The sequence below is a fragment of the Janthinobacterium sp. GW822-FHT07H10 genome (genome assembly GCF_058798675.1).
Window position 1 is genome coordinate 1 of sequence record NZ_JBXAKS010000025.1, and the last position, 23075, is coordinate 23075.

Annotated in this window: 17 protein-coding genes; 6 read left to right on the top strand and 11 right to left on the bottom strand. The window is 65.6% G+C overall.

What is annotated here, in order from left to right; all coding sequences use genetic code 11:
- Positions 1–37: 37 nt before the first annotated feature.
- The 4 genes from AC1RDJ_RS27855 to ppnP are packed head-to-tail and all read left to right on the top strand — an operon-like array spanning position 38 to position 4795.
- Positions 38–2353: a hybrid sensor histidine kinase/response regulator gene (locus AC1RDJ_RS27855; RefSeq protein WP_493029374.1), complete on the top strand. Its 2316-nt coding sequence runs from the start codon at positions 38–40 to the stop codon at positions 2351–2353.
- Positions 2354–2363: 10 nt separating this feature from the next.
- On the top strand, positions 2364–3416 hold the full coding sequence (cheB, locus tag AC1RDJ_RS27860) for a chemotaxis-specific protein-glutamate methyltransferase CheB (RefSeq protein ID WP_071326625.1): 1053 nt from the start codon (positions 2364–2366) through the stop codon (positions 3414–3416).
- Positions 3417–3426: 10 nt separating this feature from the next.
- Complete coding sequence (locus AC1RDJ_RS27865; RefSeq protein ID WP_071324760.1) at positions 3427–4452, top strand: GGDEF domain-containing response regulator; 1026 nt, start codon at positions 3427–3429, stop codon at positions 4450–4452.
- Positions 4453–4480: 28 nt separating this feature from the next.
- Positions 4481–4795 carry a pyrimidine/purine nucleoside phosphorylase gene (gene ppnP / locus AC1RDJ_RS27870; RefSeq protein WP_071324761.1) on the top strand — a complete coding sequence of 105 codons (315 nt, stop codon included), beginning with the start codon at positions 4481–4483 and terminating at the stop codon, positions 4793–4795.
- A gap of 65 nt (positions 4796–4860) precedes the next feature.
- Here ppnP and murB read toward each other — a convergent pair whose 3' ends face one another.
- Positions 4861–5889, bottom strand: coding sequence for a UDP-N-acetylmuramate dehydrogenase (gene murB, locus AC1RDJ_RS27875; RefSeq protein ID WP_493029375.1), 1029 nt, complete (start codon positions 5887–5889; stop codon positions 4861–4863).
- 182 nt (positions 5890–6071) lie between these two features.
- Here murB and AC1RDJ_RS27880 point away from each other — a divergent pair, with 182 nt between their 5' ends.
- Both AC1RDJ_RS27880 and AC1RDJ_RS27885 read left to right on the top strand, forming a co-directional pair.
- Complete coding sequence (locus AC1RDJ_RS27880) at positions 6072–6557, top strand: YajQ family cyclic di-GMP-binding protein (protein WP_034759416.1); 486 nt, start codon at positions 6072–6074, stop codon at positions 6555–6557.
- 190 nt (positions 6558–6747) lie between these two features.
- Positions 6748–8013 (top strand): nitronate monooxygenase, encoded by a 1266-nt coding sequence (locus tag AC1RDJ_RS27885; RefSeq protein ID WP_071324763.1) that lies wholly within the window; start codon positions 6748–6750, stop codon positions 8011–8013.
- 84 nt (positions 8014–8097) lie between these two features.
- Here AC1RDJ_RS27885 and AC1RDJ_RS27890 read toward each other — a convergent pair whose 3' ends face one another.
- From AC1RDJ_RS27890 to AC1RDJ_RS27935, 10 genes are all read right to left on the bottom strand, one after another.
- Complete coding sequence (locus AC1RDJ_RS27890) at positions 8098–8814, bottom strand: 4'-phosphopantetheinyl transferase family protein (RefSeq protein ID WP_156894913.1); 717 nt, start codon at positions 8812–8814, stop codon at positions 8098–8100.
- Positions 8811–9593: a thioesterase II family protein gene (locus tag AC1RDJ_RS27895; RefSeq protein WP_493029376.1), complete on the bottom strand. Its 783-nt coding sequence runs from the start codon at positions 9591–9593 to the stop codon at positions 8811–8813. Before AC1RDJ_RS27895 ends, AC1RDJ_RS27890 begins: the two co-directional genes overlap by 4 nt.
- A 29-nt stretch (positions 9594–9622) precedes the next feature.
- Positions 9623–11263: an MBL fold metallo-hydrolase gene (locus tag AC1RDJ_RS27900; RefSeq protein ID WP_071324766.1), complete on the bottom strand. Its 1641-nt coding sequence runs from the start codon at positions 11261–11263 to the stop codon at positions 9623–9625.
- A gap of 78 nt (positions 11264–11341) precedes the next feature.
- Positions 11342–13744, bottom strand: coding sequence for an FtsX-like permease family protein (locus tag AC1RDJ_RS27905; RefSeq protein ID WP_493029377.1), 2403 nt, complete (start codon positions 13742–13744; stop codon positions 11342–11344).
- The gene (locus AC1RDJ_RS27910; protein WP_071324768.1) at positions 13741–14430 is read right to left on the bottom strand and encodes an ABC transporter ATP-binding protein; all 690 of its coding nucleotides are present in this window, start codon (positions 14428–14430) and stop codon (positions 13741–13743) included. Before AC1RDJ_RS27910 ends, AC1RDJ_RS27905 begins: the two co-directional genes overlap by 4 nt.
- Before the next feature lie 57 nt (positions 14431–14487).
- A complete protein-coding gene (locus tag AC1RDJ_RS27915; RefSeq protein WP_493029378.1) occupies positions 14488–15792 on the bottom strand; it encodes an efflux RND transporter periplasmic adaptor subunit in 1305 nt (434 codons plus the stop codon).
- Between the two features lie 28 nt (positions 15793–15820).
- Positions 15821–16171 carry a nuclear transport factor 2 family protein gene (locus AC1RDJ_RS27920; RefSeq protein ID WP_071324769.1) on the bottom strand — a complete coding sequence of 117 codons (351 nt, stop codon included), beginning with the start codon at positions 16169–16171 and terminating at the stop codon, positions 15821–15823.
- Positions 16172–16208: 37 nt separating this feature from the next.
- Positions 16209–17918, bottom strand: coding sequence for a cyclic peptide export ABC transporter (locus tag AC1RDJ_RS27925; RefSeq protein ID WP_071324770.1), 1710 nt, complete (start codon positions 17916–17918; stop codon positions 16209–16211).
- Positions 17915–20386 (bottom strand): penicillin acylase family protein, encoded by a 2472-nt coding sequence (locus AC1RDJ_RS27930; RefSeq protein ID WP_493029380.1) that lies wholly within the window; start codon positions 20384–20386, stop codon positions 17915–17917. The genes AC1RDJ_RS27925 and AC1RDJ_RS27930 overlap by 4 nt, the downstream gene beginning before the upstream one ends.
- 85 nt (positions 20387–20471) lie before the next feature.
- Positions 20472–23075, bottom strand: a 2604-nt coding sequence (locus tag AC1RDJ_RS27935; RefSeq protein ID WP_493029381.1) for an alpha/beta fold hydrolase, incomplete at its 5' end; no start/stop codon positions are given.

The following is a 23075-nucleotide window of genomic DNA, read 5'->3' on the forward strand; positions in this document are numbered from 1 at the left end:
CGGCGCTGATCGGCTTTCAACTTGCGAGACTATTACGATGAGCCAGGACCAGCACGGCGACCTGAGTGCCTTTTCCATGCTGGACCTGTTCCGCATGGAAGCGGACAGCCAGACCCAGATTCTCACCGATGGCCTGCTGGCCATGGAGCGCCATGCGGGCGACGCCGCCGCCGTCGAGGCGATGATGCGCGCAGCCCATTCGATCAAGGGCGCCGCCGCCATCGTCGGCCTGCAGGTGGTGGTGCAGCTGGCGCACGGCATGGAAGACAGCTTTGTTGCCGCCCAGCATGGGCGATTAAAACTCACGCCGGAACGGGTCGACGTGCTGCTGTCGGGCGTCGACCTGATTGTGCAGCTGTCGCGCCTGGACGACGCGGGCGCCGAGGCGTGGCTCGCCGCCAACGCGGCACAGATCAACCAGACCCTGAACGCCATCGCCGGCATCGCCGAGCTGCCGGAATTGCCGGCCCTGCCGTCGGCACCGGAGGCGGCCCCCGCACCGGCGCCTGCACCAGCGCCAGCACAGCCCGACATCGCCGAGCTGCAAGCGCCGCTGTCGAGCGGCCTGGCGGACGAGGAAGCGACTGCGGCCGCCCCGGCGCCGCGCGGCGGCACGACGCCGGCCAAGGCGCCGGCGCAGAATTTCGACAAGCTGCTGTCGCTGGCCAGCGAATCGCGCATCAACGCGCACCAGATGCACCCGTTCATCGGCGCCCTGCAGCGCTTCAAGCGCAACCAGAGCAGCCTGTTTTCCGCCATCGAGCACCTGCACGAAGCCATTGCCCGTTCGGGCGACGCGGGCCTGATGGAAAAATCGCTGCTGGCGCTGCAAAAGACGCAGCCCATGAAGCAGTTCATGCTCGAGCACATCGCCGACATCGAAACCTATGAGCGGCGCCTGCTGGCCGTCTCGCAAGGCATGGTCGACGAAGTGCTGGCCCTGCGCATGCGCCCTTTCCGCGACGGCATCCACGCGTTTCCGCGCATGGTGCGCGACCTGGCGCGCAGCCTGGGCAAGGAAGTGCAGCTCGAGATCGAGGGCGAGGACACGCTGGTCGACCGCGACATCCTGGCGAAGATCGAAAGCCCGCTGAACCACATGCTGCGCAACGCCATCGACCATGGCATGGAAGGTCCGTACGAGCGCATCGATGCAGGCAAGGAGGCGCTGGGCACGATACGCATGGAGGCGCGCCACCGCGCCGGCATGCTGAGCATCGAGATCAGCGACGACGGGCGCGGCGTCGACCTGGAGAAGATCCGCCAGTCCGTCATCGAGCGCAAGATGGCCAGCCCCGCCATGGCCGCCGCGCTGTCGCCGGGCGAGCTGCTGGAATTCCTGTTCCTGCCCGCCTTCAGCCTGAAAGCCACGGCGAATCAATTGTCCGGACGCGGCGTGGGCCTCGATATCGTGCACGAGACGATACGCCAGCAAAACGGCACGGTGCGCCTGGAGTCGGAGCCGGGACGCGGCTTCCGCGCCCTCATCACCCTGCCGCTAACGCAATCGATCGTGCGCGCGCTGGTGATCGACATCCAGGGCGAAGCCTACGCCATCCCCATCGTCAAGGTGGAAAGCGTGGTGCGCGTGCCGCAGGCTGCCATCCACACGCTGGAAAACAAGCAGTTCTTTGAACTCAAGGGCGAGCACCTGGGCCTGGTCTCGGCGGCGCAGGTGCTCGAGCTGGGCGAGACGGCCAGCAGCGCCGACGACCTGCCGGTGGTGGTGATCGGGCGCGGCAAGCAAAGCTACGCGCTGGTGGTCGACGCCATCCGCGGCGAGCAAAGCCTGGCGGTGCAGGCGATCGACCCGATTTTCGGCAAGATGCGCGACATTTCCGCCGCCGCCCTGCTCGACGATGGCGAGCCGGTGCTGATCCTCGACGTGCCCGACCTGCTGCTGTCGATCGACAAGCTGCTGCACGAGGGCGGCCTGCACCAGCTGGCGCAGACGGGGCACGCCGAGCGGCGCCGCGCCAAGCGCATCCTGGTGGTCGACGATTCGCTGACCGTGCGCGAGATGGAGCGCAAGCTGCTGCTGGCGCGCGGCTTCGACGTCGACGTGGCCATCGACGGCATCGACGGCTGGAACGTCGTGCGCAGCGGCGAATACGACCTGGTGATCACCGACGTCGACATGCCGCGCATGGACGGCATCGAACTGGTCTCGCTGATCAAGAAGGATCTGCACCTGCACAAGCTGCCGGTGATGATCGTCTCGTACAAGGACCGCCCGGAAGACCGCGCACGCGGCCTGTCCGCCGGGGCCGACTATTATCTGACCAAAGGCAGCTTCCACGACGAGACCTTGCTCGACGCCGTGGCCGACCTGATAGGAGATGCCCGCTTATGAGTTGTACTTCATGAAAATTGCCATTGCCAACGATGTCGCCATGGCCGCCGAGGCCTTGCGCCGCGTGGTGGCCAGCACGCAGGAACACCAGGTGCTGTGGATCGCCCGCACGGGCCTCGAAGCGGTGCGCATGTGCGAGGGCAACCGCCCCGACCTGATCCTGATGGACCTGAACATGCCGGAGATGGACGGCGTCGAGGCGACGCGCCTGATCATGGAGCAAAGCCCGTGCGCCATCCTCGTCGTCACAGGCCGGCCGCAAGACAATGTCAACCAGGTTTTTCGCGCCCTGGGCGCGGGGGCGCTCGACGTCACCGCCACGCCCATGCTGCAAGGCAAGGCCGGCGGCGACAGCGAACTGCTGGCCAAGATCAAGACCATCGGCAAGCTGATACGCCACAGCGCCGAGACGCCGCCGCCGCGCCAGGCGCCGGCCAATGGCGGCGAACGCGGCGACGGCCAGGTCAGCACGCTGGTGGCCATCGGCGCCTCGACGGGCGGCCCGTCGGCCGTGGCCAGGGTGCTGTCCGGCTGGACGGCGCCGCCCGGCTGCGCCATCGTGGTGGTCCAGCATATCGATGAAACCTTCGCCTCGCATTTCGCCAAATGGCTGGACGACCAGCTCAGCATGCCGGTGCGCGTGATCGCCGAGGGCGACGAGCTGGTGTCCGGCACGGTGCTGATCGCCAAGACCAATGACCACCTGCTGCTAGATCAAAATTATCGTTTGGGGTACGATGCAGCACCGCGCGAGTATGTTTACCGCCCCTCCGTCGATGTATTCTTCAATTGCGTGGCACAGCACTGGCGCGGCGACGCCATCGGCGTATTGCTCACAGGCATGGGACGCGACGGCGGCGACGGCTTGTTGGCCATGCGCCGCGCCGGCAAGACGACCATCGCGCAAGACCAGGCCAGCAGTGCCGTGTACGGCATGCCGCGCGCGGCGGCCGAACTCGATGCAGCGCAACAAATTTTGCCTCTGGACAAAATCGGCGCCAGCCTGCGCAGCCGCCTGGGCGCCAAACTCAACAATGGGTGGGAGCCCTCCCCTAACATCTGAAAAGAATGCAATGCCAGAATTTTCCTCCAGTTTCATCCAGCACGAACCTGCCCTGACCGAATTCAAGGTCAGCGTTCTGCTGGTGGACGACCAGTTGATCATTGCTGAGGCAATCCGGCGCATGCTGAGCGACCAGCAGGATATCGAGTTTCACTATGTCACCGATGCCACCCAGGCCCTGGAGACGGCACTGCGCCTGCAACCCACCGTCATCCTGCAGGACCTGGTGCTGCCAGGCATTGACGGCTTCGCCTTGATCAAGCTGTACCGCGAGCACGAGGCGCTGGCGCACGTGCCCGTCATCGTGCTGTCGGCCAAGGATGATCCGAAACTGAAGGCGCACAGCTTTGCCGTCGGCGCCAATGATTACGTGGTGAAACTGCCGGACCGCCTGGAATTGCTGGCGCGCATACGCTATCACTCGGCGGCGCACATCAGCCGCCTGCAGCGCGACCAGGCTTTTCGTTTCCTGCGAGAAAGCCAGAAAAACCTGGCCGACGCCAATATCGAACTGCAAAAACTGGCTGCGCTCGATGGCTTGACGGGCATCGCCAACCGCCGCCGCTTCGATGAAACCCTGCAATTCGAATGGCAGCGGGGCCAGCGCGACAAAGCACCGCTCAGCCTGCTGTTCTGCGATATCGACCATTTCAAGAGCTATAACGACCATTTCGGCCACCTGCCGGGCGACCTGTGCCTGAAAAAGGTCGCCGCCGTGCTGACGGAACATCTGAAACGCCCGGCCGACCTGGCGGCCCGCTACGGTGGCGAAGAGTTCGCCCTGATCCTGCCGGAAACGGAAGCGGCCGGCGCCCTGCTGATCGCCGAAGCGTGCCGGCGCCACCTGGAAGGCTTGCAGATCGAGAACCCGGCGGCAGACACCGGCATCGTCACCATCTCGATCGGCGTGGCCACCGTGGTGCCCTCGCCCAACTCGACCATCGAGCAGCTGATCAACCGCGCCGACCAAGCCCTGTACGCGGCCAAGCGCGGCGGACGCAACAGCGTGCTGGGCGCCGATGACGTCAATGACTGATTTTTTTCAACCGCAAGGAAAGTGAAGCATGAGCACACAACTGGACAATGTCAGCGTCGTCAAGAAGTCGAATATTTACTTTGATGGCAAGTGCGTGTCGCACAACGTCATCCTGGCCGACGGCACGAAAAAAAGCGTGGGCGTGATTTTCGCGTCTTCGCTGCGCTTCAACACGGGCGCGCCGGAAACGATGGAAATCGTCAGCGGCCTGTGCAAGGTGCGCCTGGCCGACGCGTCGGAATGGAACAGCTATGGCGCCGGCACGGCATTCAAGGTGCCGGGCAATAGCTATTTTGATATTGAAACCACGGAGACCGTGGATTACGTCTGCCATTTCGGCTGATCCACGCAGAAAAACATCGATGGCTGACTGCCCTCAACATTTTTCAAGCATGGATTTGATGCACATCACACAAACACAGGCTCGGGCGACAGGCGCACGCCATATTTCGCCTCTACATCATCCTGTATCGCTGCCGCCAGCCGGGTAATGTCCGCGCCACGAGCGCCGCCATTATTCACGAGGACCAGCGCCTGCTTGGGATACACTCCCGCGGGCCCCAGGTTCCTCCCCTTCCAGCCGCACTGGTCGATCAGCCATCCGGCCGCCAGCTTTTCCGTGCCATCGGGCTGCGCATGGTGCACGAGGGCAGGAAAACGTTCCAGTAAAGCAAGACATTGCTCGCGTGACACCACCGGATTCTTGAAGAAACTGCCCGCATTGCCGATCACGGCCGGATCGGGCAGCTTGCGCCGGCGGATCGCCATCACCGTCTCGGCCACCTGCTGCGGCGTCGGTTCGGCGATGCCGCGCTCGGCCAGCGCCTGCGCCAGCTCCGCATAGCGCAAATTCGGCTGCCACCGGGCCGGCAAGGCAAACGTCACTTCCAGCACGATCAGCTCGCGCCCGTCTTCCTGCTTGAAGATGCTGTCGCGGTAGGCGAAGCGGCAGGCGTCGCGGTCCATGTCGAAGACGATGCCGCTGGCGCTGTGCATGACGCTCACGCTATGCAGATAATCCTTGATTTCGACGCCATACGCGCCGATATTCTGGATAGGGGCCGCGCCCACCGTGCCGGGGATCAGCGACAGGTTTTCCAGCCCGCCCACGCCCTGGGCCAGGGTCCATTGCACGAAATCGTGCCAGTTTTCGCCGGCCGCGGCCGTGACGAGGATGGTGTCGAAGTCAGCCTGCGCCAGGCGCATGCCGCGCGTGGCCATGTGCAATACGGCGCCGGGAAAGTCGCCCGTCAGGACGATATTGCTGCCGCCGCCCAGTATCAGGCGCGGCATGGCGGACAAGGCGGGATCCTGCAGCGCCGCTTGCAGCTGGGCCTGGGAAGTGATGCGCACGTAGGCGGCCGCATTGGCCGTGATGCCGAAGGTATTCAGGCGCTGGAGGGGGTAATTGTGTTCGATGGTGAGCTCGGCAGACATGGAATAGCGATTATTTTGCTCGATTATAGAGTGAAACCGACAAAAAACCAGCGCAAGACAAGGGCAGGCCGTCCGTTGTCCGTTAAAATGTCGCATCTTTAACGGGGCTGTGCCATTTTGCAAAGAATGCGCGCGCCCGGCGCGCTACGAGCGCGTTCGCTCTAATACGAAAGGAACAGACCATGCCGTCATTTGATGTAGTCTCCGAAGCCGATATGATCGAAGTCAAGAATGCTGTCGAGCAATCCAACAAGGAAATCACGACCCGTTTCGACTTCAAGGGCAGCGATGCCCGCGTCGAGCACAAGGAAAACGAATTGACCGCGTTCGCGGATTCCGAGTTCCAGCTCAGCCAGGTGCGCGACGTGCTGACGAACAAATTGACCAAACGCAAGGTCGATGTGCGCTTCCTCGACGAAGGTGACATCAAGAAGATCGGCGGCGACAAGGTCAAGCAGATCATCAAGATCAAGAATGGCATCGAGTCGGACGATGCGAAGAAAATCGTGCGCGTCATCAAGGACAGCAAGATGAAGGTGCAGGCGAGCATCCAGGGCGAAGCCGTGCGCGTCACGGGCGCCAAACGCGACGACCTGCAGGCGGCCATGGCCATGCTGCGCAAGGACGTGCCCGACATGCCGCTGGAATTTAACAATTTCCGCGATTAAACGCGGCCCGGCCTGCGTTTGCCGCCCATGGGCGGCAAGCGAAAGAACGGCGCAATGCCTCGGTGAGCCACCCCGCTTGGGGTAGAATTGGGGCTGTGCACAGCTACATGCGCGCGCCCGCACGCCGACACGGCGGCGGGCATGACCGTACATCTGGCTCAGTGATAACCACGGTAGTCTAAGGATAGCAATGAAACGTGTTGATGATTTCCGCCTGCGATTTGGCAAAAAAGAGTATGTGCCCATCATGATAGGCGGAATGGGTGTGGATATTTCCACGTCGGAGCTGGCGCTGGAAGCAGCCCGGCTGAACGGTATCGGCCATATCTCCGATGCCATGGTGGAAGACGTGTCGGATCGCCGCTTCGACACCACCTTCGTCAAAGACAAGACGAAACTGTACAAGTTCAACATCAATAACAGCGACAAGGCCGTGGTGCAGTTCGACCTGGGCCGCCTGGCGGAAGCGCAGCGCCTGCATATCGGCCGTACCATGGAAGCGAAAAAAGGCGATGGCTTGATCTTCGTCAATTGCATGGAAAAGCTGACCATGAATGGCCCGCGCGAAACCTTGCGCGTGCGCCTGAATGCGGCGCTCGACGCCGGCATCGACGGCATCACCCTGTCGGCCGGCCTGCACTTCGGTTCGTTCGCCCTGATGGCCGACCATCCACGTTTCCGCGATGCCAAGCTCGGCATCATCGTCTCGTCCGTGCGCGCCCTGCAGATTTTCCTGCGCAAGAACGCCAAGCTGGACCGCCTGCCCGACTTCATCATCGTCGAGGGACCATTGGCCGGCGGCCACCTGGGCTTCGGCATGGACTGGGCCAATTACGACCTGCACACGATCACGGCGGAACTGCTGGCCTACCTGAAGGCCGAACAGCTGGACATCCCGCTGATCGCCGCCGGCGGCATCTTCACGGGCAGCGATGCCGTTTCCTTCCTGGAAGCGGGCGCGGCCGGCGTACAGGTGGCGACGCGCTTCACGGTCACGAAGGAATGCGGCCTGCCGCACAAGGTCAAGCAGGAATACTACAAGGCCTCGGAAGAAGACATCATCGTCAACGGCGTCTCGCCGACCGGCTACCCGATGCGCATGCTGAAAAACACGCCCGCCATCGGCGCCGGCATCCGCCCGGGCTGCGAATCGTATGGCTACCTGCTCGATGCGACGGGCAACTGTGCCTACATCAACTCGTACAACCGCGAAGTGGCTGCCCATCCGGAGCAAAAAACCGTCGTCGTGATGGACAAGACCTGTCTGTGCACGCACATGCGCAACTTCAACTGCTGGACCTGCGGCCATTACACCTACCGCCTGAAGGACACCACGCATAAGCTCGACAATGGCGAATACCAGATCCTGACGGCCGAACACGTCTTCAAGGATTACCAGTTCAGCGTCGACAACCAGATCGCCCTGCCGGAAAAGGAAATCCTCGTGGCAGGCTGAATCTTTCCGGCCTGATCTGAACATGGCGCAGCCTGCGAAGGCTGCGCCATTTTTTTGCCTGCCGCTGATGCCAGCCGCCATGCGTCACCAGATGAACGCCGTGCAGACGGTCCTTTCATCGATGATCGCATAGGCAATCTGGCAGTGCTCGCTCCCCTGCAGCTGCGCGCACAGGGGATCGGCGATGCGGAACGACAGGGTGCGCTGCCGCGTGTCGATATCGGTCAGCACGATGGTATTGAAGTCCAGGAAGCGCTTGACCGTGCTGAACATCGCCTTGTAAAAACTTTCCTTGGCAGAAAATACCAGCGCCATCAGCACGCTGAACGGCGCCGCATGCGCCATCGCCCGCATGCGGACGATTTCCGCGTCCGACAGCACGATATCGATCATGCCCCGCCACGACTCGGCCGTCATGACGCTTTCGATATCGATGCCGGCGCCCCGGTAGGGGCCCAGCGGCAGCACCGTCGCCGCCGCCAGCACCTGGTTATGCGTGATGCTGCCGATGATGCCCGGCGGCCAGAGCGGTTCGCGCGAGCGCCCGATCGGCACGTCGCCGCAGCTCAGGCCGTGCTGCAGCAGGGCGGCGCGGGCGCACAGGCGGCCGTGGAAGAATTCCGCCTGCCGCCGCGGCACGCTGGCGGCGATCTGCGGCGGACAGTCGAGCGCCTCGCTGGCGAACCACGCCGCATCGAACAAGCCCTGCTCGACCCGGGTGAGAAAAACGGACAAGGCGCCATGGCCGTGCACGGCCATGCTCCAGCGCCTGACGCGAACATCCTGTGCGTGTGAAATCACGATGCCATCCTTTCGGTGCCACGTTCAAGGGTAAAAACCGGCAATTGCCGCAGCGTCGACGCCACGCATTCCAGCACGGCCGCACGCTGTTCATTGACAAAAAAATGGCCGCCGTCAAACCAGGCGATGCGGCTGTCCCTGGCCGTCTCGCGGCCCCATTCCGCCAGCCGGGCGCCGGCCACATGCTCGTCGTCGCGGCCCGCCAGCACGGTCAGCGGCACCGGCAGGCGCAGCCACGGCTGGTAGGCATACGTTTCGACCAGGCCGAAGTCGGCGCGGATCGCCGGCAGCACCAGCGCCATCAGCTCGCGGTGCTCGAGCAGCTCGGCCGGCGTGCCGTTGTACTGGCGCAGCGCATCGATCAGCTGGGCATCCGGCAGCAAATGCAGCTGGCGCAGCCCGCTGCGCGCCGCCGGCGCATCGGAACCGGAGACGAACAGGTGCAGCGGCAGGGGCAGGCGCAGGCGGTGGCTGCAGCGCGCCACCTCGAACGCCAGCAAGGCCCCCAGGCTGTGACCGAAGCAGGCATACGGCAGCGCCCCCTGGCGCGCGATCACGTCGGCCACGGCCGACGCCACCTGCGCCAGCGAGGTCAGCGGTGTTTCGCCCATGCGCGCGCCGCGCCCCGGCAGCTGCACGGCGCACACCTCCACATGCGGCCCCAGCTGCTGCTGCCACTGGGCATACGCGCTGGCGCTGCCGCCGGCATAGGAAAAGCAGAACAGCCGCAACCGCGGCGCCGCGCAAGGCGACCGCACCAGCCAGGAAGTTGCCATCATCATATTGCCTCGCTTCGTCGGTGACAGGGTCAGAACGGCTCCGGAACGGCATCGCCAACGAGCTTGATGCGGCCATGGGAGATGAGAATTTCCCGCTTGCCGAACAGGCGCGCCGAATAAATGTCCTCGTTGCGCAGCTTTTCCACCAGCAAGTTGCTTTCGATGATGGGTTCCGATTCATCGTCATACGAAATCGAGGAAATGAAGCGCAGCGCCGGCTCGGCCCCCATCGCATACACGAAGACGGAATGGGGCGTGAAGCAGCTCACCAGTTCATAGGCGCGCTCGCAGTCGGAACCGTTCAGGCGGCGCGACTGGTCCTGGCTGCGCGTCAGCGACTTGGTCAGGAAGCTGCCGTACAGCCAGGACATCGGCGCGCCGCGGCATTCCATGCCGATGAAGATCGTGTCGATCTTGCCCAGCTTCCTGGCGATCAGGCGGTACATCTCGGTATCGAGATTGTTCGAATCGGCAAGGAACATGGTCGAGGCGCCGTTGTCGCGGATGGCGTAGCCGAGCTTGCCGATGATATTCATGTCGCCGTGCTCGCCCAGGAAAGGCAGGCCCGTGATGGCGCCTTCGGGCAGGTCGATCGACTCCAGTTCGCCCAGCTCGATGACGTTGGGGAAGCCGCAATGGTTGAGGATCATCTTCAGCGACGGGTCCGTGATGCCGTTGCCGCTCGTCTTGGGCACGACGATGGCGCCGATGCGGCTGCGGATCTGCAGCAGCGTTTCAAACAGCACATGGTCCGAATGGTTGTGCGTGAGCAGCACGTAATCTATGCGTGCCGGCAAGTCCAGGTCGCTGAACGAGGGAATCCCGTTCGCATCGGCCGAGGCGATGAAGGGGTCGACCATGATGGACACGTTGCGGCTCTGGATCAGCGCCGACGCATGCGCGAAATAGCGCACGCGCAAGCCGTCGCCCGCATACTCGTTGCCGCTGTTGGCCACCACGGGCGTATCCGTGACGAGCTGCTCGAGCTGCGCGGCGCTGCAGGCGCCGTTGCTGAGTTTTTCGACCAGTGCCAGCAGCGTATCGAATTCCACGCCCTGGTACTTGGCCGACATCAGCACGTCGACGTCGCTGCTGGCGAACGGCACGTTGAGGACGATGCCGTCATCGCCCTGGAAGCACGGGGTCGACAGCGCGAACGGACGGTTGTCCATGTCCGACTTGATCAGGCGCAGGCTCTGGAAACGGTCGGTGCTGTACTTTTCATACACCAGCGCCTCGATCAGCCGCAGCGACGGCCGGCTGCGGATGTCGTAGGTCAGCTCGGTAATGCCCCGCAGTTCGGCCGGCAGCTCGTCGTACAGGGGTTCGACTGAATTACCGTCAAGCACATTCAAACGTTCATGGAATTCGAATACCTTGTTCGCCAGCGAACTCAGCTCGGCCAGCGAGGTGCGCGTCTGCGCGGCGAACTGCTCCACATTGGCGACGTCGCCCTGGTAATTGATGAACGGTCCGCCGATCAGGGCAGGATCGCGGGCCGCATTGATGTGCACCTGCGGCGACTTGACATAGGACTCGAGCAATTTCAGGTGGTTGCTGTTGGTGATCATCCCCAGGGTCGGCGGATAGATCAGGAACGGCCAGGCGTACCAGGAATTGACGCGTGGTTCAAATGCGATATCGGCTCTGAAAAAGACTTTGCGGGACATGTGTTTCTCCTGTTATTTATTATTCATCAATGTTCATTAGAGGGCATGCACGGCGTGCATGCCCCGTATTGCATTTCCTCAGCCGCGCAGCGCCTGCACGGGACGCAGGCCCAGCGCCGCCAGCGTATGGCGCAAGGCGGCCAGGGTGGCCATCAGCGCCGTCGCCAGCACGGCCGCCAGCAGCGGCCAGCCGCCGACGGGCGCCCGTTCCACATAGCCGGCCAGGTATTGCGCGCCCGCCAGCCACGCCAGCGGCAGGCCCAGCACCAGTCCCAGGACCAGCAAGGTGCCGAATTCGCGCACCAGCAGGCCCGCGATGGCGCCGGCGCCCGCGCCGTGCAGCTTGCGGATGACGATTTCGCGCGTCTTGATGCGCACCGTGTAGGCGGCCAGCGAATACACGCCCAGGCTGGCCAGCAGCAGCGCCATGACGCTGGCGGCGGCGATCAGGCCGCCCACCATGCGGTCTTGCTTGTAGTGCTCGGCAAGGTAGGCATCGACCGTATCCATCGTCACCACGTCGTCGGGGAACAGGCGCTGCCAGGCCGCCTGCACGGCCTTGCGCGCCTGCGGCAGGTCGCTCGCGTGCAGGGTCAGCACGGCGCCCGCGCCGAAGTTGCCGTCGTTCAGGTAGAACAGCTGGGCCGCCGCTTCCGCATGCGCCGTTTCCTGGCGCACGCGGTCGATCACGGCCACCACGCGGGCGAACTTGCCGTCGGCCGACTTGATGTTGGCGCCCAGCGCCTGTTCCGCCTGCGCAAAGCCGAGCAGCTTCGCGGCGGTGCGGTCCAGCACGACGGACTTGTCGGCATTGGCGTCGACGGTGGTGCCGCCCGAGGTGATCTTGCCAGCCAGCAAACCGATCTTGTAGACATCGAAGAAGGCCGCGTCGACCGCATTCATGCGGATCAGCACGGGCGCCGGATTGCTGCCCGTGGTGAATGCCTCGTTCTGGCCCGCGGGATTGCGGCCAGGCACCTCGTCGCTCCAGGCGGCCCCATCAATGCCGGGCGAACGCGCCAGCACGTCGCGCAGCGCGGCGGCGGACTGCGGCGTGGCCGTGGCCGGCAGGGTCACCGCCAGCAGGCCCGCGCTGCGGAAGCCCAGGTCGAGCGTGCGCACGAAATGGCTTTGCCACATGATCGTCGCGGCGACGGCCGACAGCGTGATGGCGGCGGCAAACTGCAGCGCCGTCATGGCGCGGCGCACCCAGCGTCCGCCCGCATTCTCGCTATGGCTACGGCCCGACAGCGATTCGGCGCAATTGATCTTCAGGGCGATGCGGGCCGGATACAGGCCCGTCACCACGCCCAGCGCGACACAGCCCAGCAGCAGCGACAGCAGCATGGCTGGCGTGAACAGCCGGTTGTCGAAGCGGTAGTTGAGCAGTTCGCCGAACGCGGGCGCCACCAGCCAGGCCAGCAGCACGCCCAGCGCGCCGGCCAGCAGGGCCACCAGCATCGATTCGCCGATCAGCTGCCCCGCCAGCCGCGCCGGACTGGCGCCGAGCGACTTGCGCACGCCGATCTCGCGCTGGCGCGCCAGCGTGCGCACGGTGGTCAGGTTGACGTAATTGACGCTGGCCAGCGCCAGCATGGCCAGCGCGGCGGCGGCCAGGGCGCCGTACAGCAGGCGCTTGGCGCCGCTGCCGGCGCCGCTGAAGGCCAGCTGGTCCATCGGCACGGCGCGCAGGAAGGCGGCCTTGCGGCCATTCTCGATCCAGCCCGGCGGCACTTCGCGGATCACGGGCGAGTGGTCGAAAATGCTTTGCGCGATCTCGCCCAGCTGCGCCGCGCTGGCGCCCGGCGCAAGGGTGGCGTAGACGCGGCCCGACAGCGCATACCAGCCTTCGCGGTCTTCCGGCGGCAAGCCGTTGAGGATGGAATTGAACGGCGCCAGCGCCTCGAACTGCAGCTGGCTGTTGCCGGGCTGGCGCGGCAGCAGCGCCGCGACGGTGACGGTCTTGCCGTTGACGGCCAGCTGGCGGCCCAGCACGTCGCGCTGGCCGAACAGGCGTTCGGCCGCCTCGAAGGTCAGCGCCACGCTGTCAGGACGCGTCAGGCTGGCCTGCAGGTCGCCGGCGGCGCTGGCCAGGCCGAACATGGGAGCCACCTCGGCATCGGCGAACACCATGTCGATCCTGGCCACCTGCTCGCCCACCCTGGCCGAGATATCGGTCTTCAGGGCGCGCGCCGACGCCGCCACGGGCGCCTTGGCCGCATGCAGCGCGTCGCGCAGCACGAACGGCGCGGCGCCGGTCCAGTCGATCTTGCGGTCGGGGATGTTCGGCTTGAAGTCGAGCGCCACCACGCGCGAGGGCTGCGCCATCTTCGACTCGGGGAACATGGCGTCGGCCACCAGGCCCAGGATCAAATAGCTGCTGGCCACGGCGATGGACAGGCCCAGGATGACGATGGCCGAATACACGGGGTCGGCCAGCAGCTGGCGCCAGCCGGTGCGGAAATCGCTGAACTTGATCATCCGACCCTCCGCAGCATGGCGCCGTCGTTGACCACGCGGCCGTCGAGCAGGTCGATCACGCGCGTCGCCTGTTTCGCATGCGCGGGCGAGTGGGTCACCATCACCAGCGTCGTGCCCTCGTCGTTGAGTTCCTGCAGGATGCGCATGACCTCGTCGCCATGGCTGCTGTCGAGGTTACCGGTCGGTTCATCGGCCAGCAGCAGGGCTGGCCGGGTGACGATGGCGCGCGCGATGGCCACGCGCTGCTGCTGCCCGCCCGACAGCTGCGACGGCTTGTGGCCGGCGCGGTGGCTCACGCCCAGGCGGTCCATGGCGGCCGCCACGCGCTGCTTGCGCTCGGCCGCGGACAGGTCGCCGTATTCCAGCGCCAGCGCGATGTTTTCCTGCACGCTCAGCTCATCGATCAGATTGAAGTTCTGGAAGATGAAGCCGATGCGGCCGCGCCGCAGCTGGTTCAGCTGGCGTTCGCTGGAACCGGCCACGTCCTCGCCCTGGAAGCGCATTTCGCCGCTGTCGGGCGCGTCGAGCAAGCCGAGGATGGACAGCAGGGTCGACTTGCCGCAGCCGGACGGGCCCGTGATGGCCACGTATTCGCCCGCCTCGATCGTCAGGTTGATCTGGTTGAGCGCCGCCGTTTCGATGTCTCCCACGCGGTGCAGCTTGCTGACGTTATGTAGTTTTAGCATTATGTTTTCCTTCAAGTTAAAAAAAGATCCGGCCCGACGGCGCCGGCGATTCACTGGTCAGCGCGTCAGGCGCAGCCCTTCTGCTTCACCGAAACGGCGGTAGCCGGAAACGATCACCCTGTCTCCTGCTGCCAGCCCTCCCAAGACTTCCACCTTGCCGGCCGCGCGGCGGCCCAGCTTGACGTTGCGCCGCGCCGCGTAATCGCCGCCCGCGTCGAGCACGAACACCCAGGCGCCGCCCGTGTCGGCATAGAAGGCGCCGTCCGGCAGCAGCAGCGCGCGCGCCGACTGGCCCAGGGTGACGTGGGTGTCGAGGCTCTTGCCCGGCTGCAGGCCCGATGGCGCGGCACCGTCGAAATGCAGGAACATCGTGAAGCGGCCATCCTTGATCTGCGGATTGAGCTGCGACACCGTCAGCGCATACACCTGCCCCCCCTGCTCGACCTTGCCCTTCAGGCCCGTGGTGATGCGGTTCAAATAAAACTCGTCGACCGAGGCCGACAGCTTGTAGCGGTCGGAACTGTCGATGCGGCCGATGCGGTCCGTCGTCTTCACGGATTCGCCCACCTGCAGCTGGAAGCTGGTCAGGCGGCCGTCGACGGGGGCGCGCACGGCCAGCTGTTCGGCGCTGGCGCGCACCAGGCGCAAGCCGTTGTTCAAGCCCGAGATGGCGGCGTCAAACTCCGTGATCGACTGTTCGCGGATGCGGTATTCGGCCCCCGCGTCGGCGCGCGTCTGCGCCAGCAAACGCCGCTGCTGCTCCAGCTTGTCGGCCGCCTCTTCCAGCGTGGCCGCCGAAATGAAGCCCTTGGCCGCCAGGTCGGCCTGGCGCGCATATTCCTTGGCCGCGCGCGTCACGTTGTATTCATAGCCGGACAGGTCGCGCTGGTAGCCGGCCTTGGTCGCGGCCAGGGCGGCGCGCATGGTCGACAGGTTGGCCAGTTGCTGCGCCACGTCGGCCGAACGCGCCAGCGCTTCCTGGTCGCGCTGCGGGTTCGACAGGCGGAACAGCAGTTCGCCCTGCTTCACCGTGGCGCCGTCGCGCACCAGCACCTCTTCCACGCGCCCGCCCTCGGTCGCATCGAGATACACGGACGACAGCGGCACGACCGTGCTGCGCACGGCCAGCGCATCCTGGAACACGCCCTGGGCCACGGTGCCGATATCGAGCTCGCCCGCCTCGACGGCATAGCCGCGCGGCATGGCCAGCCAGACGGCGCCGGCCAGCCCCGCCACGGCCGCCGCGCACGCGCCCATCCTGATCCAGCGCTTGCGCGGATCGCGCGCCACCACGCGGTCCATGCCGGCGCCGCTGCTGGCCTGCGGCAGCGCCGATACTCTTGCAGTGTTCGCTTCATTCATATGCATGTCCTTGTCAATGCCGTCGCGCTCACACCGCCGGGGTGTAGAAATAGCTGCGGCGGTAGGCGATCTTGTCGTCCTTGAAGCGGTAGATTTCCGCGTAGTGGATATCGACTTCCGTATCGTCCTTCTTGCGCCCGAGGAAATGGCCGCAAGCCATGGCGCTGTCGCCGCCGCAGACGAAATCGACGATGGCGTGGTTGCCGTCGCGGATCACGCGCGCATTCCGGTAAAAGTCGAGGATTTCATCGATGCCGGAAAAGGCCGAGTAGCCGGGCCGCTCGTACACGGCATCCTCATGCATCAGCTCCTTGAGCGCCTCGAAACGGCAGCCATCGATGGCCATGAACATCTTGCGCACTACGTCTTCGTTAACCATATCGCCTCCAAAAAGTGAGAAAAATGATGTGCCGGCCTCAGGCGCGGCGCATGAACATGGAGCTGTTGACACTCTCGCGTTCCCGCGCATGCGGCAGCTCGATCCGCGTGACTTCGCCGTCCGCCATGACGATCACCTTGTCGGCGATGTCGAAATAGCGGTCGTCATGGGTAATCGCCACCACGGCCTTGCCGCGCGCCTTCAGCGACGGCAGCACTTCGTGGTAGAACACTTCCTTGAAGATGGGGTCCTGGTCGGCCGCCCATTCGTCGAACAGGTACAGTTCCTTGTCCTCGATGAAGGCGGCCAGCAGCGCCATGCGGCGGCGCTGGCCATCCGACAGCGCCAGCGTGGAGAACTTGCCATCCTTGTACGTGACCTTTTCATCGAGGCGCAGGGCTACCAGGAAGTGCTGCACCTGCGCCGCGTCCACTTCCACGCCCAGCAGGCGGTCGAACAGGTAGTAATCCGAATAGATGGCCGAGACGCTCTGGCGGCAGATGCCGATCGTGTCGCGGTCGATGGCCGTGTCGCCGAAGTAGATCGTGCCCGCCACCGGCTGGTAGTGCAGCGTCAGCAGCTTGCACAGGGTCGACTTGCCGGAGCCGTTGCCGCCGACGACCATGGTGATTTCGCCCTTGGCGAATTCGAGGTCGATCGGGCCGACGCGAAAGCCGCTCGCATCGTCGGCCAGCTGGTGCTGGTAGCACACCTGTTCGAAGCGGATCACGTCCCACTGCACCGGCGTCGCCGCCGTCTCGGCGATGTCTTCGTCGGAGAGGCGCTCGAGCAGCGACGTGACGCGCTGCAGCGCGATCTTCGAGCGGGAAATTTCGGGCAGCAGGCGCAGGATGCCGGCCACCGGGCCCGTGATGTACAGCAGCACCATGATCGCGCCCAGCAGTTCCTCCGTGTTGATGGCGTGGTAGTTGACGAGGATGAAGGTGACGGCGCCGATGATGAAAAAGCTCAGCATCTCGCCATAGTTGGCCGAGACGCGCACCACCGTGTTGGCGCCTTGCTGGGCGCCGAACAGGTCGCGCTCGTAGCGCAGCAGCATGGTGTCGAAGAAGGCGCGGCGCTTGTCGTCATTGAGCTTGAGCTCCTTGACGCCGCGCACCAGGCCCTGGATCGCTTCCTGCAGCGAATCGGAGCTCTTGCCGCCCTCGATGAAGTAGCGCTGGCCCAGCAGCATCGGCAGCTGGTAGGTGATCACGCCGAAGATGATGGCGCCGAAGACGAACCAGAAGATGGTCACGTCCAGGTACAGCAGGAAGCCCAGCATGCCGGCCACGGTGACGCAGGCCACAAGCAGGTCGGGCAGCAGCTGGGTGCCCGACACCACCGTCGGCAAGTCCGATGTCATGGCGGCGATCAGCTTGGGCACGCCGATATGCTCGAGCGACGGCAGCGGGGCGCGGGCGATGCGCTCGTACATGTTGACGCGCAGGTCGGAAGCCAGCTTCATCGACACGCGCGACAGCGTCACCTGCGAAAAGGTACGCGCCACCACGATGAACAGGCAGATGGCGGCAAACAGGGCCGCCACCGGCGCGTTGGCCACCTCCAGCCAGGCCACCGTCACGGGGCCGCTGTCGACGGTGGTGAAGCGGGCGTCGGCCGGACGCAGCGCATTGATCATCAGCGGGATCAGCAGCGCGTAGGTGGCGCCGGACAGCACGCCGAGGAGCATCGAACCGAATACGCGGTTCGGGGCTTTTTTGGACAACATGGAAAACAGGCTCATTTTGCCTCTCCGGATTGGACTGCGGGATTGAGTGGAACGAATTGAACCTTGGCAAACGGCTCGACCATGTCGTCGTAGTGCCGGCTCAGCAGATTGCCGGACTGGCCGGTGGAATTCATGTACATGTTCAGCACGCCGTCCGGCTGCAGGCGGATCACCTGGCGGAAGCCCGCGCCCAGGTGCTGCTTGTAGCCCTTCTTGGTCTCGAACGAGGAAGCGGCCACGTTGATGGTGTTTTCCGAGCCGCCGCTGCCGACGCGCCGTTCGAAGAAGCCGTCGAGCGGCTTGGTCTGGCTGAATGGCGTGTGGCCGTACAGCGCCGTCTGCAGCTTGCCCCAGTGCCAGGAATCCATTGAATGGTCGCCCTTGAGTTCATAGATTTCATCGATGGCCGCCTGCAACGACGTGCGCAGCACGTCCTGGCACGCCTTCACGCCGGCCGTCGCCGCCGGCGCGCACCAGCCGCCCTGCTGCTGCGCCAGGATGCGGCGCAGGGTGTCGACGCGGATTTCCTCGCTCAGGCCGCGGATCACGCCGCCCTGTTCGGCCTTGTTCCAGTAGCCCTTGAACTGCGCCGAGAACAGCTGTTCGCGCAGGTGGCGCATCCAGACATGGAAGATGGCCGCGGCCTGGCTGTCCGCCTGCATGTCGCCATTCCATTGGCGCAGCCACGTCATGGCCTGGCGCTGCGCGTCGTTGGCGGGCGCCAGCTTGAGCAGCTCGGGCAGGATTTCCTGCGCTTCCAGGTCCAGCGTGTCGCCCTGCATCTGCTGCATGTCCGCCATCGTCAGCGGCTTGTTGGCGGCCAGTTTCTGCCGCAGCAGCTGCTCGATGCGGCGCGCCCGCGCCGGCGAGGCCCAGTCCTGCGAAATGAAGTACGGGTAGCCTTCGCCGACGATGCTGTTGTTGGCGCTGACGATAAAGCCCGATGGCGGGTTGTATATCTGCGGCAGCTTGTCGGCGGGGATGAAGCCGCTCCAGGCGTAGTCGTCGTTCCAGCCCGGCGACGGCACGCTGCCGTTGCCCTTGCCGCGCAGCGGCACCCTGCCCGCGCCCAGGTAGCCGATATTGCCCTGGCGGTCCGCGTACACCATGTTCATGGCCGGCGCCACGTGCAGCTGCATGGCCTGCTTGAAGGCGCCCCAGTCGGTCGCGTGGTTCAGGCGGAAGAAGGCTTCGTAGCTGGTGTCGCCCGCGTCGAGGGCCGTCCAGCGCAGCGCCACCGGCTGGTCGAACACCTTGAACATGTCCGAGACGATGGGACCGTGGCGGCTGGCGCGCACCTGCACCGTCACCGGCTCGTATTTCGGATGCAGGAAGTCGGGAAACTCCGAGCGCACCGACACCGAGACGCTGCGCGTGGTGTAGGCCTGCCAGTCGCCGTTGACGGCGTAGCGGCCCGGGTTGGCGGGATCGCTGCGCTCGAAATACAGGTCCTGGGCATCGGCCATCATGTTGGTGCCGCCCCAGGCGATGTCCTTGTTGTGGCCGAAGATCACGGCCGGCAGGCCGACCAGGCTCATGCCGCCCACGTCCAGGGTCTTGCCCTTGGCGCTGACGACGTACCAGAGCGACGGGATCTGCAGGTTCAGGTGGGGATCGTTGGCCAGCAGCGCGGCGCCGCCGGCGCTGTGCTTGCCCGACACCACCCAGGCATTGCTGCCCACGCCCCTGCCGCCCAGGCCCAGGCCCTGCGTCAGTTCCTTGTGCTGGAACGCCAGCATGCTGGCCAGCTGGCCGCTGGCGGCCGTGCCGCCGGTCTTGCCGGCCTTGCCGTTCTCGCCGCCGGCCAGCAGGGTGCTGTCGATGCTGTTATCCGGAAACAGCACCGCCATGTGCTCGGCGTCGAGGCTCTGGCCCGCCAGGTAGCGGCCCATCTCGCGGTTGAAGTTGCCGCCGAGATTGAGCGCGAACATCTTGATCCACGCCAGCGAATCGTAGACGGTCCACGGCTCGGGCTGGACGCTGAGCATGCGGAACTCGGGCGGCAGCGTCTCGAGCGAGGCGCGGCCCGCGTTCACGCCCGCCGTATATGCGGTCAGCGATGCCTGCGCCTCCTTGCTCAGCGCCGGCCAGGCCGAGCGGGCCGCGTCGTACAGGCCCAGGGTGCGGAACCAGATGTCGCGCTGCACGCTGGAGCGGCCGAACACTTCGCTCAGGCGGCCCTGGGCGATGCGGCGCTGGATTTCCAGCTGCCACAGGCGGTCCTGGGCATGCACATAGCCGATCGCATAGTAGGCGTCGTTGTCGGCGCGCGCCTCGATATGCGGCACGCCGTGGGCGTCGCGGCGGATCGACACGGGCGCCGTCACGCCCTGCGTCAGCTGCAGCGCGCCATCGGTGGGCAGACTGTGGCGGAACTTGGCCAGCAGCAGGCCGCCGGCCACCAGCAGCGGCAGCAGCACCACGACGACCAGGCGCGTCAGGAGCGGCGAGCCTTGCGTCAGTTTCGTGTAACGTTTAAACATGGAAGACCTTTAGTATCTGCACAACATTTATCGGATGCCGGGAAGGGGTCGCCTTCGGCCGGCCTTGCATCAGGTGCGCCATGGATCACACATCGCCCTCCCGCATGACATCGTTGAGCCACGCGCCCAGCTCCTGCACGTGCGGCGCGGACAGCAGGGTCATGTGGTTGCCCGCCGCCTGCCGGTAGCCCAGTTGCGGCACCTGCCCGCGCCAGCGCGCCAGCATCTGCGCGTCGTCGATGTCGCGTCCCGCGTTGGCGGCCAGGACCAGGTGCGCCCTGCCCAGATATGGCGCGGCGGGCTGGTAGTCCGTGTTCAGGTTGGCCTCGAAGACGCGCACGATGCCGCGCATCGCCTGCAGGCTGGTACGCGCCGGCATCAGCCTGGCCTTGACGACGCGTTCGAGCAGCAAGGCGATCTGCTGCTCGCTGGCCAGCGGCGCAAAATCCGCCTCGGCCAGGCGCAGCGATTTGCCCAGGGTCATTTCAAACAGCGTTACCAGGCGCAGCAGCGCCTCGATGCGCGGGTAATGGCGGCGCGCCTGGCCAGATGCGGAAGGCACCCGGCTGTCGAGCACCACCAGGCTGGCCACGCGCTCGCCTGCCGCCTCAAGCTGGCGCGCCATTTCCAGCGCCACCCAGCCGCCGTAGGAATGGCCGAGCAGGCGGTACGGCCCGCGCGGCGCCACTTCGCGCATCGCCCGGATATACGCGCGCGCCGCGCTCTCGAAGTCGATGTGCGGCGCCAGGCGGCCGCACAGGCCGCGCGGCTGCAAGCCATGCACGGGCAGGCGCGCATCGAGCGACTGCGCCAGCGCATGGAAGACCGTCACGCTGGCGCCCGCGCCCGGCACGCAGAACAGCGGCGCCTGGCCCTCCTCGCCGCGCTGGATGGTGAAGCGCGGCGCATAGCGCACTTCCGGCGTGGCGTCGCGCTGCAGCCTGGCGGCGCTGCGCAGGGCCTTGTTCATGGCCGTGCCCAGCTTGCCGATGGCCTGGCCCTGGACGATCGCGTAATGGTCGCCCGTCAGCGGATAGGCGTGCATGCCGCCCAGCGCCAGCTGTTCCCAGTCGCGGGCATTCTTTTCCGGATCGCCGCCCACGCTGGCCGTAAACAAGGACAGCGGCGCGGAAAGCGGGCACATCGGATAGGCGTGCAGGGCCAGCAGCATGCCCCGGCGCACATCGAAGTAGCGGCGCAGGGCGTCCTGGCCCAGCTCCGGCGGCAGCATGCCGATCTGCTGGCACTCGAGCAGCATGGCATCGAGATCCTGCGCCCGGGCCAGCTGGCGCAGGCGGGCCAGCGCAGCCCCCGGCGTGCCGGCCGGCACCATGCTCAGCAAGGCGCCGCACTCGTCGAATTCCGCCTTCGCGCGCAGCAGCAGCTTGTCGCCCACCGTGCGTTTTTGCAGCGTGCCGTAATCGGGCACCGTGTCGATCAGGCCGAGGAATTCGACGCTCTCGTCGGCGCCGGCCAGCTGGGCCGCCATCTCCCAGGCGATCGTGCCGCCGGCCGACCAGCCGGCCAGGCGGTACGGCCCGTGCGGCTGCACGTGGCGCAAGCCCTGCAGGTACAAGGCCGCCATTTCCGGCACCGAACGCAGCGCCGTTTCGCCTGCCTGGAAACCGCTGGCGGCAAAGCCATACACGGGCATGCCCGGTTCCAGGTATGGCGCCAGGGCCAGCGCGTAGCCCACCTCGCCCTCATACGGATGCACGAGGAACAGCGGACGCGCCGTGCCGGCCGTGCGGATCGGCACCAGGTTCGGATAAGGATTGGCCTGCGCCTGGCCGCCCAGCATGGCCGCCAGGCCAGCCAGGGTCGGCTGGCTGAACACGTCGCGCAGGGCGATGACGATGCCGAAGCGCTGCTCCAGCATCGCTTGCATCTTGATCACCAGCAGCGAGTGGCCGCCCAACGCGAAGAAGTTGGCGTCGCGGCCGATATGCTCCATGCCCAGCAACTCCGACCAGATGGCGGCCAGGGCCTGCTCCATGCCCTCCAGCGGCGCGCCGTCCGCACCGGAATCGGCTTGCTGCGCCACCTCGGGCAGCGCGCGGCGTTCCAGCTTGCCGTTCGGGCTGAGCGGGAAGGCGTCGAGGCGCACGAAGGCCGACGGCAGCATGTAGGCCGGCAGCACGGCAGCCAGCGCCGCGCGCAGGGCACCGGCCTCCATCTCGCCCGCATCGGCCGCGGCGATCCAGTACGCCACCAGCCGCTGCGCCTCGCCTTCGCCGCGCGTCACCACCACGGCTTCCTTCACGCCGTCCAGCTGGCACAGGCGCGCCTCGATCTCGCCCAGTTCGATGCGGAAGCCGCGCACCTTCACCTGGAAGTCGTTGCGGCCCAGGTATTCGATGTTGCCGTCAGGCAGCCAGCGTCCCAGGTCGCCCGTCCTGTACATGCGCCCACCCTGGAAGGGATCGGCGATGAAGCGCTGCGCCGTCAGTTCCGGCTGCTTCAGATAGCCCAGCGCCACGCCCGCGCCGGCGATGTGGATCTCGCCCGGCACGCCCAGCGGCACCGGCTGGCCGTGGCTGTCGAGCAGGTAAAAGCGCGTGTTGTTGATCGGCTTGCCGATCGTCATGGCGCCCGTCAATGGCGCATCGAAACTGGCCCACGACGAATACGTCGTGTCTTCCGACGGACCGTACAGATTGCACACGCGCGCCACGCCACCCTGCGCCAG